This is a genomic window from Streptomyces sp. Q2, assembly GCF_056820935.1.
Window position 1 is genome coordinate 48,395 of record NZ_JBXEJE010000035.1, and the last position, 13,802, is coordinate 62,196.

At 71.5% G+C, this 13,802-nt stretch carries 13 protein-coding genes; 6 read left to right on the top strand and 7 right to left on the bottom strand.

Annotated elements, in window-relative coordinates; genetic code table 11:
- Nucleotides 1–110: 110 nt before the first annotated feature.
- From ACWBNA_RS33710 to ACWBNA_RS33720, 3 genes are all read right to left on the bottom strand, one after another.
- A complete protein-coding gene (locus ACWBNA_RS33710; protein WP_482708306.1) occupies nt 111–2,363 on the bottom strand; it encodes a molybdopterin oxidoreductase family protein in 2,253 nt (750 codons plus the stop codon).
- Nucleotides 2,364–2,504: 141 nt separating this feature from the next.
- Nucleotides 2,505–3,125, bottom strand: coding sequence for a TetR/AcrR family transcriptional regulator (locus ACWBNA_RS33715; RefSeq protein ID WP_482708307.1), 621 nt, complete (start codon nt 3,123–3,125; stop codon nt 2,505–2,507).
- Nucleotides 3,122–3,799: a hypothetical protein gene (locus ACWBNA_RS33720; protein WP_482708308.1), complete on the bottom strand. Its 678-nt coding sequence runs from the start codon at nt 3,797–3,799 to the stop codon at nt 3,122–3,124. The genes ACWBNA_RS33715 and ACWBNA_RS33720 overlap by 4 nt, the downstream gene beginning before the upstream one ends.
- Before the next feature lie 159 nt (nt 3,800–3,958).
- On the opposite strand from ACWBNA_RS33720, the gene hmgA reads away from it, so the two are divergent.
- The 3 genes from hmgA to ACWBNA_RS33735 are packed head-to-tail and all read left to right on the top strand — an operon-like array spanning nt 3,959 to nt 7,268.
- Nucleotides 3,959–5,308 (top strand): homogentisate 1,2-dioxygenase, encoded by a 1,350-nt coding sequence (hmgA, locus tag ACWBNA_RS33725; RefSeq protein ID WP_482708309.1) that lies wholly within the window; start codon nt 3,959–3,961, stop codon nt 5,306–5,308.
- Nucleotides 5,309–5,334: 26 nt separating this feature from the next.
- Nucleotides 5,335–6,084, top strand: coding sequence for a GntR family transcriptional regulator (locus ACWBNA_RS33730; RefSeq protein ID WP_482708310.1), 750 nt, complete (start codon nt 5,335–5,337; stop codon nt 6,082–6,084).
- A 26-nt stretch (nt 6,085–6,110) separates the two neighbouring features.
- Nucleotides 6,111–7,268, top strand: a complete 1,158-nt coding sequence (locus ACWBNA_RS33735) for a type ISP restriction/modification enzyme (RefSeq protein WP_482708311.1) — start codon at nt 6,111–6,113, stop codon at nt 7,266–7,268.
- Nucleotides 7,269–7,287: 19 nt separating this feature from the next.
- Here the strand turns inward: ACWBNA_RS33735 and ACWBNA_RS33740 are convergent, their stop codons facing one another.
- On the bottom strand, nt 7,288–8,001 hold the full coding sequence (locus tag ACWBNA_RS33740; RefSeq protein WP_482708312.1) for a TetR/AcrR family transcriptional regulator C-terminal domain-containing protein: 714 nt from the start codon (nt 7,999–8,001) through the stop codon (nt 7,288–7,290).
- A gap of 63 nt (nt 8,002–8,064) precedes the next feature.
- On the opposite strand from ACWBNA_RS33740, the gene ACWBNA_RS33745 reads away from it, so the two are divergent.
- Both ACWBNA_RS33745 and ACWBNA_RS33750 read left to right on the top strand, forming a co-directional pair.
- On the top strand, nt 8,065–9,012 hold the full coding sequence (locus ACWBNA_RS33745; protein WP_482708313.1) for an ATP-binding cassette domain-containing protein: 948 nt from the start codon (nt 8,065–8,067) through the stop codon (nt 9,010–9,012).
- The gene (locus ACWBNA_RS33750) at nt 9,009–9,791 is read left to right on the top strand and encodes an ABC transporter permease (RefSeq protein ID WP_482708314.1); all 783 of its coding nucleotides are present in this window, start codon (nt 9,009–9,011) and stop codon (nt 9,789–9,791) included. Before ACWBNA_RS33745 ends, ACWBNA_RS33750 begins: the two co-directional genes overlap by 4 nt.
- 182 nt (nt 9,792–9,973) lie before the next feature.
- Here ACWBNA_RS33750 and ACWBNA_RS33755 read toward each other — a convergent pair whose 3' ends face one another.
- The 3 genes from ACWBNA_RS33755 to ACWBNA_RS33765 all read right to left on the bottom strand — a co-directional run bounded on the left by ACWBNA_RS33755 (nt 9,974) and on the right by ACWBNA_RS33765 (nt 11,721).
- Nucleotides 9,974–10,243 (bottom strand): hypothetical protein, encoded by a 270-nt coding sequence (locus tag ACWBNA_RS33755; protein ID WP_482708315.1) that lies wholly within the window; start codon nt 10,241–10,243, stop codon nt 9,974–9,976.
- A gap of 126 nt (nt 10,244–10,369) precedes the next feature.
- Complete coding sequence (locus ACWBNA_RS33760; RefSeq protein WP_482708316.1) at nt 10,370–11,182, bottom strand: anti-sigma factor; 813 nt, start codon at nt 11,180–11,182, stop codon at nt 10,370–10,372.
- On the bottom strand, nt 11,179–11,721 hold the full coding sequence (locus ACWBNA_RS33765) for a sigma-70 family RNA polymerase sigma factor (RefSeq protein ID WP_482708317.1): 543 nt from the start codon (nt 11,719–11,721) through the stop codon (nt 11,179–11,181). Before ACWBNA_RS33765 ends, ACWBNA_RS33760 begins: the two co-directional genes overlap by 4 nt.
- Before the next feature lie 207 nt (nt 11,722–11,928).
- Here ACWBNA_RS33765 and ACWBNA_RS33770 point away from each other — a divergent pair, with 207 nt between their 5' ends.
- On the top strand, nt 11,929–13,461 hold the full coding sequence (locus ACWBNA_RS33770) for a DUF4331 domain-containing protein (RefSeq protein ID WP_482708318.1): 1,533 nt from the start codon (nt 11,929–11,931) through the stop codon (nt 13,459–13,461).
- Nucleotides 13,462–13,802: the final 341 nt, after the last annotated feature.

Below are 13,802 nucleotides of genomic sequence, written 5' to 3' on the forward strand. Positions count from 1 at the left end.
TTGAACTCCCACCAGGGCCGGCGGTGCGACGACGTTAGGACTCGTCAAGTGGCGTTAACAAGACGTTGACACGCGAGCAATAAGCGCAAAACTCCTGGTCACGGCTTTGCTCAGGTCAGAGTAGGGAACTTTTCGGTCACGGCGGCGACTTCGACGGGCACTCCGTTGAGGACCGCGTTGCCCGAGAGCGGGTCGAGCAGGCTGCCGTCGAGGATCTGGTTGACGTTGACTCCGGGGTCGGCGGAGGCGTGGCTGAGGCGGGTGCCGGGCCGGTCGTGACCCCAGCCGTGCGGCAGGCTCACCACCCCCCGGCGCACGCCGTCGGTGACCTCGGCGGGGGCGGTCACCTCTCCCCCGGCGCCCTTGACCCGCACGGGCGCCCCGTCCCGGACGCCCAGGCGTTCGGCGTCCTCGGGGTGGATGTGCAGGGTGCAGCGGTTGGTGCCGCCGGTGAGGGCGGGGACGTTGTGCATCCAGCTGTTGTTGGAGCGCAGGTGGCGGCGGCCGACGAGGACGAGCCCGGCGGGCCGCTCGTGCAGGGCCTGCCGGAGGCGGGGCAGGTCGTCGGCGATCGGCTGCGGCAGCAGTTCCACCTTCCCGCTGCGGGTCTTCAGCGGCTGTGGCAGGCGCGGGCTCAGCGGCCCCAGGTCGATGCCGTGCGGATGCGCGAGCAGCTTCTGCAGGCTCAGCCCGTCCGGGCGTACGCCGAAGCCGTCGCCGTAGGGGCCGAGGCGCAGCATCAGGTCGAGCCGCCGCTCTGGGCCACTCTCCCCGGTGAGCTGTGCGGCGAGTTCGCGCGGGTCCCGGCCGTGGACCGGGGAGTGCGGCTCCTTGACCGCCTTGCCGAGGGTCTGGTCGATGACCATCGCGTCGACGGCGGCCGGGTCGGCGCCGTGCATGCCGGTCGCGGCCAGGATCAGCCGGGCCAGGATCTCGGTCTCCGCCATCCGGCCGGGCTCCAGGGGCACGGCGGGGCGGGTGTAGCGGACCTGGTTGCGGACGGCGAGGGTGTTGAAGGCGAAGTCGTGGTGCGGGCTCCGGGAGGGCGGGGGCGGCGGCAGCACGACGTGGGCGTGGCGCGAGGTCTCGTTCAGGTACGGGTCGACGCTGACCATGAAGTCGAGCGAGTCGAGGGCCTTGTCCAGCCGGTCCCCGTCGGGGGCGGACAGCACCGGGTTGGCGGCGACGGCGACGAGCGCCCGGACCGGCTCGCCCTGCTCGGTGGCCGTGTCGATCTCCTCGGCGAGCGCGGAGAGCGGCAGCTCCCCCTTCGCCTCGGGGTGCCCGCTCACCCGGGAGCGCCAGCGTCCGAGCGCGAAACCGTGGCCGGGACCGGCGGGGCGCGGTGTCCTGTCGGTGGCCGCCTGCGGGAAGAGGGCTCCGCCGGGACGGTCGAGATTGCCGGTGAGGATGTTGAGGACGTCGACGAGCCAGCTGGCGAGGGTGCCGTGGGGGACCGTGCAGCTGCCGATGCGGCCGTATACGGCGGCGGTGGGGGCGGCGGCGAGTTCGCGGGCGAGGGCGCGGATCGTGACGGCGTCCACGTCGCAGGCCTCGGCCACGGCTTCGGGGGTGAAGTCCTGTACGGCTGCGGCGAGTTCGTCGAGCCCTTGCACATGGGGGGCCGGCTCACCGAGGTCCACGAGGGTTTCCTCGAAGAGGACGTGGGCCATCGCCGCGAGCAGCAGGGCGTCGGTGCCGGGCCGGATCGGGATGTGCCGGTCGGCGAGCTTGGCGGTGCGGGTGCGGCGGGGGTCGACGACGGTGAGGGTGCCGCCGCGGGCCTTGAGCGCCTTGAGCTTGCCGGGGAAGTCGGGGGCGGTGCACAGACTCCCGTTGGACTCCAGGGGGTTGGCGCCGAGCAGCAGCAGGTGGTCGGTGTGGTCCAGGTCCGGTACGGGGATCGCGTTGGCGTCGCCGAACAGCAGCCCGCTGGAGACGTGCTTGGGCATCTGGTCGACCGTGGAGGCGGTGAAGATGCTGCGGGTGCCGAGGCCCGCGAGGAGCACCGGCGGGTAGAGGGCGCCAGCCATGGTGTGCACGTTGGGATTGCCGAGGACGACGCCGACGGAGTTCGGTCCGTACCGCTCGACGACGGTCCGGATGCCGGCGGCGACCGCGTCGAAGGCCTCCTCCCAGGTGGCCTCGCGCAGTTCGCCGTCCTTGCGGACGAGCGGGGTGCGCAGCCGGTCGGGATCCGCGTCGACGGCCCCGAAGGAGGCCCCCTTGGGGCAGATGAACCCGCGACTGAACACGTCGTCGCGGTCACCACGGGCGCCGGTCACCCGGGTGCCCTCGATGGTGAGGGTGAGGCCGCAGGTGGCCTCACAGAGGGGGCAGATGCGCAGGGCGGTGCGGGACACGGGTCCTCCCAGAGGACGGCGGCGACGATGACGCGCGGGATCAGGACCGAGCATACCGAGCGGTATGCCGTGTGGGGAGGGGTGCGGAGACAGACCTGACCGGCGAAGGCGGCGGCAGGGGATCCCGGAGCGACCCGGGCGTCAGTCCAGGACCCGCGCCAGGTACGCCCGCAGCAGCTCCCGCGTCTCCTCGATGATCTTGCCGTCGCCCTCCGGGGTCACCCGGAAGGCCAGGTGGACGAGGGTGTCGGCGGTTTCCACGGCGACGAGGAAGGTACGCCGCAGATCCTCGTCCGGGGCACGGTCGAGATAGCCGGAGAGGAGGTCGGTGAGGCGGTCGGCGACGCGGTGGTTGGGCTCGGCGTAGCGGGAGCCGACCGGGATCTGGTTGCCGAAGTCGACGAGGGAGAACCCGGGGGCGGTGCGCTTCATGGCGAGGTACTCGTCGAGCACGGCGTCCATCGCCGCACGCCAGCCCTCCTCACCGCCGGTCTCCGCGAGGCGCTCGGTGACGCGCTCGGTGTAGCGCTCCAGGTTGCGCTGGGCGAGGGCGTCGGCCATCGCGCGCTTGTTGCCGAAGAAGCGGTAGACCGAGCCGATGGGGACACCGGCGCGCAGGGCGACGGCGCGGGTGCTCAGGGCGTCGTAGCCGACCTCGTCGAGGAGGTCCGCGCAGGCGTCGAGGATCCTGGTCAGCCGTTCGGCGCTGCGCCGCTGTACGGGCGCTCGGCGGAGCGATGTCGCTGGGGGCACGGGCTTCATGATGCCTTTCCGCCGCGGTCCGGGGAAGCTCGCTCCTCAGTACGGAGCACGGGGCACGGCGCGCTCAGCACACCGTTCGCGGTACCGGCGGGTTCCGGCCGCGGGTGCGTGGACGACTGCTCGGCCTCCCCGGAGGCCCCGGAGGCCCCGGAGGCCGAGGAGCCAGAGGGTCCTGACGCCGTGATGTCCGCCGTGCTCTCGACCGGTTCGCCGTTCACGGCCCACACCGTGCCGTCGTCGGCGTACAGGCGCGCGGTGACGTGGTGGGTGCCGTGCGGGACGTAGCGGGCGGAGAGGCGGTACTCCGTGGTGCGCAGGCGGGCGACGGGGTGACCGTCCACGAAGAGGCGGGCGATTCCGCGGCCGGCCACCGCCTCCGCCTTCGCGTCCGCGGGCGAGAGGCGGAAGTCCCGGAGGGTCAGCCGGACGTTCCAGCCGTCGTCGGCGGCGGGCTGCACCTCGATGCCGACGTCGGGTGCGTCCGTCTCGTCCACCTCACGGTAGCGGTGCCCCTCCTTGTCCGTTTCGTCGATGACCTCGCCCACCGGGGAGGGTGAGGCCTCGTTCCTCTGGTTCTGCCGCTCGTCCGCACCGCTGGTGCCACAGCCCGCGGATCCTGTCAGCAGCAGGACACAGACCGCGAGCGCAGCAAGAAGGGCCCGCGTCCACGCCATGCCGGGGAGCGTAGAACACCGGTACGACACCTCGTATCCCCCTGGAGTCTGGGTTCCGGGCGTCCGACGTCCTCCGTGAGGAGGTCGCGCGGCCCTCTTGCGCGGGGGAAACCGCAATCCTACGGTGATGCATAGGAATCAGACCGCAAGGGAGCGATCATGCACGGGGACGCGCGGAAGACCGCCGAGGGACTCACCTACCTCTCCGGTTTCGGCAACGAGCACAGCTCGCAGGCCGTCCCGGGCGCACTGCCCGAAGGCCGCAACTCGCCGCAGCGCGCCCCCCTCGGGCTCTACGCGGAGCAGCTCAGCGGTACGGCGTTCACCGAGCCCCGGGCGCACAACCGCCGCTCGTGGCTGTACCGCATCCGCCCGTCGGCCGCGCACCCGGCGTTCACGCGCACGCACCCCGGCAGGATCCGTACGGCGCCCTTCACGGAGTCCGTGCCGGACCCGAACCGACTGCGCTGGGACCCCCTGCCCGAACCGGCGCAGGGCACCGACTTCCTGGCCGGCCTGTGGACCCTCGGCGGCAACGGCGACGCGACCCAGCGCACCGGCATGGCCGTGCACCTGTACCACGCGAACGCCTCGATGGACCGCGTCTTCAGCGACGCCGACGGCGAGCTGCTGATCGTGCCGGAGCAGGGCGGACTGCTGCTGCGCACGGAGTTCGGGCTGCTGCATGTGGAGCCGGGACATGTGGCGCTGGTTCCGCGTGGGGTCCGCTTCCGTGTGGAGTTGCTGGACGCCGGGTCCGATGGCGCGCAGGGCGCGACGGCCCGCGGCTATGTGTGCGAGAACTACGGCGCCCCCTTCCAGCTCCCCGACCTCGGCCCCATCGGCGCCAACGGCCTCGCCAACGCCCGTGACTTCCGGGCGCCGGTCGCCGCCTACGAGGACGTCGAGGGCCCGGTGGAGGTGGTCAACAAGTTCTGCGGCAACCTCTGGACGGCCACGTACGACCACTCACCCCTCGACGTGGTCGCCTGGCACGGCAACCATGTGCCGTACGTCTACGACCTGCGCCGTTTCAATGTGCTGGGGACCATCTCGTACGACCATCCCGACCCGTCGATCTTCACGGTGCTGACGTCGCCGTCCGACACCCCCGGCCTGGCCGGCGTCGACTTCGTCGTCTTCGCGCCGCGCTGGCTGGTGGGCGAGGACACCTTCCGGCCGCCGTACTTCCACCGGAACGTGATGAGCGAGTACATGGGGCTCATCGAGGGCGCCTACGACGCGAAGACCTCCGGTCCGGGGGGCTTCGTGGCCGGCGGCGGCTCGCTGCACAACATGATGTCGGCGCACGGGCCGGACCGGGACACCTTCGACCGGGCGAGCTCCGCCGAGCTCGGGCCGCAGAAGGTCGACGACGGGCTGGCGTTCATGTTCGAGACGCGCTGGCCGCTCACCCTGACACCGCACGCGGCTCGGGCGGACCATCTGCAACAGGGCTACGACGACGTGTGGCAGGGCCTGGAGCGGCACTTTCGCCCCTTGCACTGAAGATTGCCTACCGGTACGGATGGCCCGTGACCTCCTTCGCCCCGGACTCGATCGTCCTGAACCGCAAGCTGCCGCTCTGGTACCAGGTGTCGCAGTCGCTGCGTGCCTCGATACTGGGCCGCTCACCGCTGGACCCGCTGCGGCTGCCCACCGAGGAGCAGCTGGCGGGGCACTACGGGGTGAGCGTGCTGACCATGCGGCAGGCACTGAAGGAACTGGAGGACGAGGGCCTGATCACGCGCCATCGCAGGCGCGGCACGTTCATCGAGCCGGACGCCCTCAGGGGCGCTCCGGTGCGACTGCTCGGCTCGGTGGACGCCATCGTGGCCCAGCAGTCCGGCATGGCGACCCGGCTGCTCGACCACGGCAAGGCGCCCGTGCCGGCCGAACTCGCCGAGTACTTCCCGGATCTCGCCGAGGTGGCGACGTACCACCGCCTGCGCGGCGACGAGAAGAGCGGCGAGCCGACCAACCACGCCCGCAACTACGTCCGTCCCGAACTCGCGGCGCGCATCGACCCGGACGACCTGGCCCGCTGGCCGATGACCAAGGTGCTCCGGGACGTGGTCGGGGCGGACATCAGCCGCATCACGGACACCGTGCAGGCCCGCCTGGCGGACCCGGAAACGGCCCGCCTGCTCCAAGTCCCGCTGCTCAGCCCGATCCTGCACTACACGGGCGTCACCTACGACACGGACGGACGGGTCCTCGACGCCGCGGTCATCCACTACCGGGGCGACCGCTTCTCCTTCACGGTGACGCTGGACGCCACCTGAGCCGGCTGTCCGCGGCAGGTCGTACGATGCCGTGCGTGACGCACGACGACGCTCCGCCGCTGGCGGACCTCATGCCGTGGTCCGTCGCACCGCCGCGGCTCGGCCGGGCGTGGCCGACGGGCCCCGACGCGGCATCGCTCAGAGCCCGCTGGGACGCCCTGATGAAGGCCGAGGGCCCGGACCGGGAAGCCCTGTTCGAGCCGACCCGCTCACGCACCCTGCGTTCTGCCGTCGGCCGACTGCCGGGCCGCTCCGGCGGCACGGAAAGGCTGGCCCGCGCCTCGGGCCCGTGCCCGGAACCGGTCCGCGTACTGCAGGCGCCCTTCGACGAGCAGTGGCTGATCCCCGATCACCGGCTGATCGACGCGGCCCGGCCCGAGCTGTGGCGGGTGGCGGACGAGCACCAGGTCTTCGTCACGGAGACGCCCGACGGCCCGGGCCCCCTCGTCCACGCCACCTCCCTGCTCCCGCTCCTGCGTCCCGGCCGCGTCCGCCCCCTTTACCGCCGCCCCGGGGGCGAGGAGCCCAACCTCGCACCGGGCCTGCTGGACCACCTGGCCACCCGTCTCGGCCTCTCCCCCACCCCGGCGGACCTGCTGGCCTGGACCGTGACGGCGCTACGCCCCGGCCTCACCGTCCCCCTCACCGAGGACCCCGGGCTCTGGGCGCACGGCGTCGAACTCGGCCACCGCGCCCTGTGGCTGATGCGCCGTGACGGCGACCGCCCGAAACTGCCCGGCGGCCGCCGCCCGTACGTCCGCGCACCCCTGCCCTCCCGGCCGCTGACCCTGCACTACGACCGCGACGAGGAGGCCCTGTACCTCGACGAGGGCCGCATCTCCCCCGTGCCGCCTCAGTCCTGGGACTTCGAGGTGAGCGGAACGCGCGTACTGGAGCAGTGGTTCACGGCCCGCACCGCCCACCCCGAGCCGGGCACGCTGGAGGCGATCCGCCCGGCGACCTGGCCCCAGGCGTGGACGTCGGAGCTGCTGGAGCTGATCACGGTGCTGGCGCTGCTGGCGGAGCTGAGGCCGCGCCAGGAGGAACTGACGGTGACCTCGCCGATCACCGCGCGGGAGCTGCGCGAGGCGGGAGTCCTGCCGGTGCCGGAGGCGGCACGCAGGCCCGCGTCGGTGCTGGACCACCACGAGGAAGGCCCGGAAGGCCAGATCACCCTGATCTGACCGCTCGCCTCCCCAGCCCCTAGCCCCTCGGCTCGAAGGCGTCCAGGACCCGCTGGAGCGCCCGTTCGAACACCGCCTCCAGGTCGATCGGCCCCGAGTCCTCCATGAAGGCCGCCGCCAGCCGCGGATAGGCGCCGGTGGCCACCTGGCTGCCGAGGTAGGCGATCCGGACCGCGTTCTCCTCCTCCTCGGACCAGGGCATGGAGCGGGTGCGCTCGGCGGTGGCGAGCTCGTTCGCGGTGTACGTCGTCACGACGCCGTTGAGCAGCGCGACCAGCTCCATCTTGACGCTGTACGGCTGCTCGAGCGGTTCGAGGCAGGCCAGGCAGTGCTCCAGATAGCGCAGGGTGTTGGGGCTGAAGCCGTAGACCCCCGCCATCAGGCGCGGCACCCACGCGTGGCGGCGCATGATGGCGCGGGTCTCATGGGCGTTGCGCAGCATGTCGGCGCGCCAGTCGCCGGAGGGCTCGCGCATCTCGTGCTCGGCGCCGATGGCGTCGAGCATCAGCTCGTACAGGTCCTCCTTGCGCGGCACGTAGTTGTACAGCGACATCGTTCCGCAGCCCAGTTCGGCCGCGACGTGGCGCATCGAGACGCCGTCCAGCCCCTGAGCGTCGGCGATCCGCACGGCCGCCGCCGCGACGTCGGAGCGCGTGAACGCCGGTTTCGGCCCCCGGCCCGCCCGCTCGGGACGGGCCCAGATCACTTCGGGTACGGCCGCTCGGCCCGCCATCGATCATCACCTCGTCCCCCATCCTAGTTACGTACAGCGTACGTAGTGCGCTATGGTCGGGACATGACTTCTACGTACGCTGTACTTAGTGAAGGTCTGGAGAAGCGGTTCGGTGGCGTCCACGCCCTGCGCGGCCTGGATCTCGCGGTGGCCACCGGCACGGTCTGCGGGATCCTCGGACCGAACGGGGCCGGCAAGACCACGGCGGTGCGACTGCTCACCACGCTGCTCCGCCCCGACGCGGGCTCCGCGCGGATCGCCGGGCACGACCTCGTACGGGAGGCGGCGGCGGTACGGCGCAGCATCGGCGTCACCGGGCAGTACGCGTCGGTGGACGGGGACCTGACCGGGCGCGAGAACCTGCGTCTGTTCGCCCGGTTGCACCGGGTGCGGGGGCCGGCCGAGCGGGCCGGCGAGCTCCTGGACCGCTTCGGGCTGACCGAGGCCGCCGACCGGTCCGCGTCCACCTACTCGGGCGGCATGCGGCGCCGGCTGGACCTGGCGGCGAGCCTGATACGCCGCCCCGAGGTGCTGTTCCTGGACGAGCCGACCACCGGACTCGACCCCTCCAGCCGGCACCTGATCTGGGACGCCGTGCGCGACCTCACGGCCCACGGCACGACCGTGCTGCTGACCACGCAGTACCTCGAGGAGGCCGACCAACTCGCCGACGACATCGCCCTGGTGGACCAGGGGCGGGTCGCCCACACGGGCTCGCCGGCCCAGCTCAAGTCCCTCATCGGAACCCATGTCGAGGTCGTCGTCGCGGACCCGGACGTCCTGGCGAAGGCGGCGGCCGTGCTGGACCAACTCACCGGGACCCAGCCCTCGTTCGACCACGAGCGGAACGCCGTCGGCGCGGTCAGCCGCGACTCGACACTCACGCTCCCCCGCCTGGTGCGCGAACTGGACGCGGCGGGTGTGCCGTTGCTGGACGCGAGCCTGCGCCCGCCGACCCTCGACGACGTGTTCCTCCGGCTGACCGACGACGACAAGGAGCGTGCGGCATGACCACACTGGCCTACGACGGGACGGCGATGCTGGGCCGCCAGCTGCGGCGGATGCGGAACAACCCGGGGCTGCTGGTCCTGACCCAGACCATGCCGATCAGCATGCTGCTGTTCTTCGGCTACGTCTTCGGCAGCGCGCTCGCCATGCCGGGCGAGGAGTACCGCGCGTTCCTGCTGCCGGGCCTGCTGGTGGCGACGGCCGCGAACGGGATCATGACGGGGATGTTCCAGGCGGCCGGGGACACCCACCGGGGCGTGATGGACCGCTTCCGTACCCTGCCGATGAGCCGGGCGGCCGTACCGCTCGGGCAGGCGGTCGCGGACCTGGTCGTCACGGCGGCCGGTACCGTTCCGCTGCTGCTGGTCGGCCTCGCGGTGGGCTGGCGCGTGGAGGGGAGCGCCCTTGAGGCGGTGGGCGCCTTCGGTCTGCTGCTGCTGTTCCGGTTCGCCACCACCTGGATCGGCATCTTCCTGGGCCTGCTCACCCGGAGCGAGGAGGCCGCGGGCCAGCTGGGCGGCGCGACCTTCCTGCTGCCGCTGCTGTCCAACGCGTACATCCCGGCCGACGGCCTGCCGGGCTGGCTGCGGACGGTCGCCGAGTGGAATCCGATCAGCGCGGTGACGACGGCTCTGCGGGACCTCTTCGGCAACGCCCCGATACCGGAGGGGGCGGCCTGGCCGGTGGCGCATCCCGTCGCCGGGTCGCTGGCCTGGTGCGCAGTGCTCCTGGCGGCGTTCGTGCCGCTCGCCGTGCACCGGTACGCGCACGGCGAGCGCTGAACTCGCGGACCTGCGGGGTTGAACGCGGGGGCGACGGGAGGAAAGGGAAGGAACGTATCCGCGCTCGGCGACCACACCTGGACGCCGCTGCATGCCGTGGGGATGACGGACGACGGGATCGCAGCACTGCCCGGAGCGGTGTGGTCGCCTGAGCGCGGATCAGGAACGTCTGAGCGGAAGACTCAGCGGTCGCCGAACAGCGAACGGCGCAGTCGGCGCAGTGGCGCGAAGAGCAGGACGCGGCTCACTCGCGCACCCCTGGGGCTGCGCTCGCGCGGGGTGTCACGTGCGGTCAGCTCACGCATCAACGAGGTCGCCTCAACCGTCTCCCGTTGCGGGACGGCAGGACCGCCCAGTACCGAGAGATGGCGGTCGAGGCGCGAACTGGTCGCGCTGCTCCCGCAGGTGATCGCAGGGACACGTGCCCTGCTGCGTACCGTTATCTGTTCCATGTCACTCCCCACCCGTACGAGTCCACCCGGCCCGGGCAGGGTAACCCTATCGCCCCCTCGGGGCACTCGTGTATCGCGGTCACAGGATTCACCTTCCCTGTAAGCAGGTTGACGACTCCTCTTTGATCACTCTCCGAATCCAACTGATTTCAGGGCGAGTTGGACAACCGGCTGAGTAGTGGGTTGCGGTGAGCCACCGTCGGGCTCGACGGTCACAGCGAGTGACGTGGCGGCGGTGTCGAGACCGGACGCGACCAAGGGCGTGTCGTCGTCGAAGAGCCCGAGGGAGCGCGGTTGCGCGTCGGGGCGCATGAGCCACAGTTGGCGCACGCGATCGCTCGGCAGGTCGCCGTACCCGCTCAGGGTGACGACCGCGCTTCCCTCGGATGCGGACGCGATCACTCCGATTCTGCGGCCGTCGGCGTCCTGCCCCGTCGTCGCACGCGCGTCGGGGGCCGCGAGAACGTGGGCGATCTCACGCGCCTGGGCCCGCTCGGCGTTCAGTCGGTCCTCCGTCTGCCCCGCCTGTACGGCGAACAGGGACGCGACCACGAGGGCCGCGGCGGCGGTGGCCGTCGCCAAGGGCACGAACAGGGGGATCCGCCGCCGCTCACGTACGCGCGGCGGCGGCTGCACGCCCCACACGTGCGGCGGCAACTGGGGCGTACGCGCGCGTGCCGCCGCCTCCTGCCGGGGGGCGGTCACCTGCGGAGTCGCGCGTACGGCGGCCAGCACCCGCTCGCGCATCGCGGGCGGCGGCGCCGCGGCCTCCGACCAGGCGAGCCGGACGGCGTCCTCGGCCATCGCGCGCACCTCGGCGGTGCAGCTGTCGCACTTCTTCAGGTGCTTCTCGAAACGGCGTCGCTCGTCGGGTTCGAGGGCGTCCAGGGCGTAGGGCGCGGCCAGGGAGTGGACGTCCTCTCGGCGAAAAAGACTCATGCCACACCTCCCAGGCAGTCGCGCATGCGGGTCAGTCCGTCACGCATCCGCGTCTTCACCGTGCCGAGCGGCAAGGAGAGACGCTCGGCCACTTCACGGTACGTATACCCCTCGTAATAAGCGAGGGTGACGGACTGGCGCTGCAGGGCCGTGAGCCGGTTCAGGCAGCGGCGCACCAACTCGCGTTCGAGGCCGGCCTCGACCTCCTCGGTGACCTGGTCGAAGGCGGGGTGATGGGCCCGCCGGGCCTCCCGCTGCTCGCGCTCGCCGGCCGCGCGGGCGCTGCGCACCCGGTCGACGGCCCGGCGGTGGGCGAGGGTGAGCACCCACGACAGGGCGCTGCCCCGCCCCGGGTCGAACCGCCCCGCGGACCGCCAGAGTTCCAGCAGCACCTCCTGTGACACCTCCTCCGACTGCGCCGGATCCCGTACGACCCGTCTCACGAGCCCGAACACGGGCCCGGACACCAGCCCGTACAGCTCCTCGAACGCCCTCTGGTCACCGTTCGCCACGAGGACCAGAAGCTCGTCCGCCTCCACCCCGGCTCCCCCTCTCCGCACACCGCACCCTGCCCGCCCCGTCCCACGCGGTATTCGCAACGAACACACCTCCGGATGGGGTTACGGATCAGCGGGCCGAAAGCGCGGGTCAGCAGGCAGAAAAAGTCTTTTCAGATTCGACCAATCCGGCCCCACCCCCGCTCCGAATCACCCGGCGTCAGGCAAGTTGGACTGAGGACGGACGGCATGACACCTATCTCCAGGAGCGGTGCGGGACGCAAGCACCTCGCGACCCTCGTATGTGGTGCGCTGGCCGCCGGCGGGCTCGCAGCCGCCGGCGTGGCCGCGCTGGAACCGGGGGCGGCCGCCGCCTCCAGCCACCGGGAGGCTCCCCTGATCTCGGGGCAGCCCCAGTACGACAACACGGACGTGTACGCGTTCGTCAGCCCGGACAAGCCGGACACGACGACGATCGTGGCGAACTGGATCCCCTTCGAGGAGCCGGCCGGCGGTCCGAACTTCTTCCCGTTCGCGGAGGACGCGCAGTACGACATCCACATCGACAACAACGGTGACGCGCAGGGTGAGCTGCTGTACCGCTTCACCTTCAAGACGCACGTCAAGAACAAGAAGACGTTCCTCTACAACACCGGGCCGGTCGAGAGTCTGGACGACCCGGACCTCAACATCACGCAGACGTACGACATCGACCTGGTGAAGCTGAAGGACCAGCACCTGGTGTCGAAGACGAAGGTCGCCGACGACGTGCCGGTGGCACCGTCGAACGTCGGCAAGGCGTCCATGCCGGACTACGCCAAGCTGCGCGAGCAGGCGGTGCACGAACTGCCCGGCGGCTCGACGACGTTCGCCGGCCAGGCCGACGACCCGTTCTTCCTGGACCTGCGCGTCTTCGACCTGCTGTACGGCGGGAACCTCACCGAGGTCGGCAACGACACGCTCAAGGGCTACAACGTCAACTCCATCGCCCTCCAGGTCCCGACCCACATGATCACCGAGTCGGCCGAGCAGCCGATCGTCGGCATCTGGTCGACCACCCAGCGCAAGAACGCCCAGGGCTACTACTCCCAGGTCTCGCGCCTGGGCATGCCGCTGGTCAACGAGGTCGTCAACCCCATCAAGGACAAGGACAAGTTCAACGCGTCCGCGCCCTGGGACGACGCCCAGTTCCTCAAGAACGTGACCAACCCGGAGCTGCCGAAGCTCATCGAGGCGATCTACAAGATCGACGCACCCGACGAGCCGCGCAACGACCTCGTCGACGTCTTCCTCAAGGGTGTCAAGGGCCTCAACCAGCCGCCGCACGTGGTCGCGGCCGAGGAACTGCGCCTGAACACCTCGATCAAGCCGGTCGCCGAGCCCAAGCGCCTCGGCGTCCTCGACGGCGACAACGCGGGCTTCCCGAACGGACGCCGCCTCACCGACGACGTCATCGACGCCTCGCTCCAGGTCGTCGAGGGTGAACTGCTCGGCGCCAAGAACGACCTGGGTGACGCCGTCGACAAGAACGACAAGGACTTCGAGAAGGCCTTCCCGTACGTCGCCCTCCCGACCGAGGGTTCACGCGGCCCGCTCGCCAAGGGCACGACCGACGGCGCCGACGTCCGCAGCCAGATCGGCGACGCCCTCCAGCCGGCCGGTGCGGGCGGATCCGACGACACCACCCTCATCGCCGCCTCCGCGGGCGCCGGTGCGGGCGGAATCCTCCTGATCGGCACGGCCCTCATGTGGTGGCGCCGGATGAGGAGCCGGGCGTACTGATCCGTACTCCCCACCGACTGGCGCGGCCCGCACCCAACCATCCCCCACGGCGCGGGCCGCGCCGCCACTTCCCTGCACAGCGAGCCGACCGAGGAGAGGGCATGGCCCGGCGTACGAACGACAGCGCACCGGACGACACCCAGGGCGCAGAACCGACGACGCTGCCGGAGCGCGGGCTGGGCGTGGACGCGGAGCCGGGACACGAGGGCGGTGTGGGTATGGGCGCGGGGCCGGAACGAGAAGACGGTGCGGCGATGAACGCGGGGCCAGGACACGAAGGCGGTGCGGCTGTCAGCCCGGCGCCGGAACACGAAGGCGGTGCGGCCGCGGCTGCAGTGCCG

What these genes read in the sequence shown, in the direction of transcription:
- ACWBNA_RS33715 (WP_482708307.1), bottom strand. Translation starts at nt 3,125, where the DNA reads ATGAAGCCCGTGCCCCCAGCGACATCGCTCCGCCGAGCGCCCGTACAG.
- ACWBNA_RS33720 (WP_482708308.1), bottom strand. Translation starts at nt 3,799, where the DNA reads ATGGCGTGGACGCGGGCCCTTCTTGCTGCGCTCGCGGTCTGTGTCCTG.
- hmgA (WP_482708309.1), top strand. Translation starts at nt 3,959, where the DNA reads ATGCACGGGGACGCGCGGAAGACCGCCGAGGGACTCACCTACCTCTCC.
- ACWBNA_RS33735 (WP_482708311.1), top strand. Translation starts at nt 6,111, where the DNA reads ATGCCGTGCGTGACGCACGACGACGCTCCGCCGCTGGCGGACCTCATG.
- ACWBNA_RS33740 (WP_482708312.1), bottom strand. Translation starts at nt 8,001, where the DNA reads ATGGCGGGCCGAGCGGCCGTACCCGAAGTGATCTGGGCCCGTCCCGAG.
- ACWBNA_RS33745 (WP_482708313.1), top strand. Translation starts at nt 8,065, where the DNA reads ATGACTTCTACGTACGCTGTACTTAGTGAAGGTCTGGAGAAGCGGTTC.
- ACWBNA_RS33750 (WP_482708314.1), top strand. Translation starts at nt 9,009, where the DNA reads ATGACCACACTGGCCTACGACGGGACGGCGATGCTGGGCCGCCAGCTG.
- ACWBNA_RS33755 (WP_482708315.1), bottom strand. Translation starts at nt 10,243, where the DNA reads ATGGAACAGATAACGGTACGCAGCAGGGCACGTGTCCCTGCGATCACC.
- ACWBNA_RS33760 (WP_482708316.1), bottom strand. Translation starts at nt 11,182, where the DNA reads ATGAGTCTTTTTCGCCGAGAGGACGTCCACTCCCTGGCCGCGCCCTAC.
- ACWBNA_RS33770 (WP_482708318.1), top strand. Translation starts at nt 11,929, where the DNA reads ATGACACCTATCTCCAGGAGCGGTGCGGGACGCAAGCACCTCGCGACC.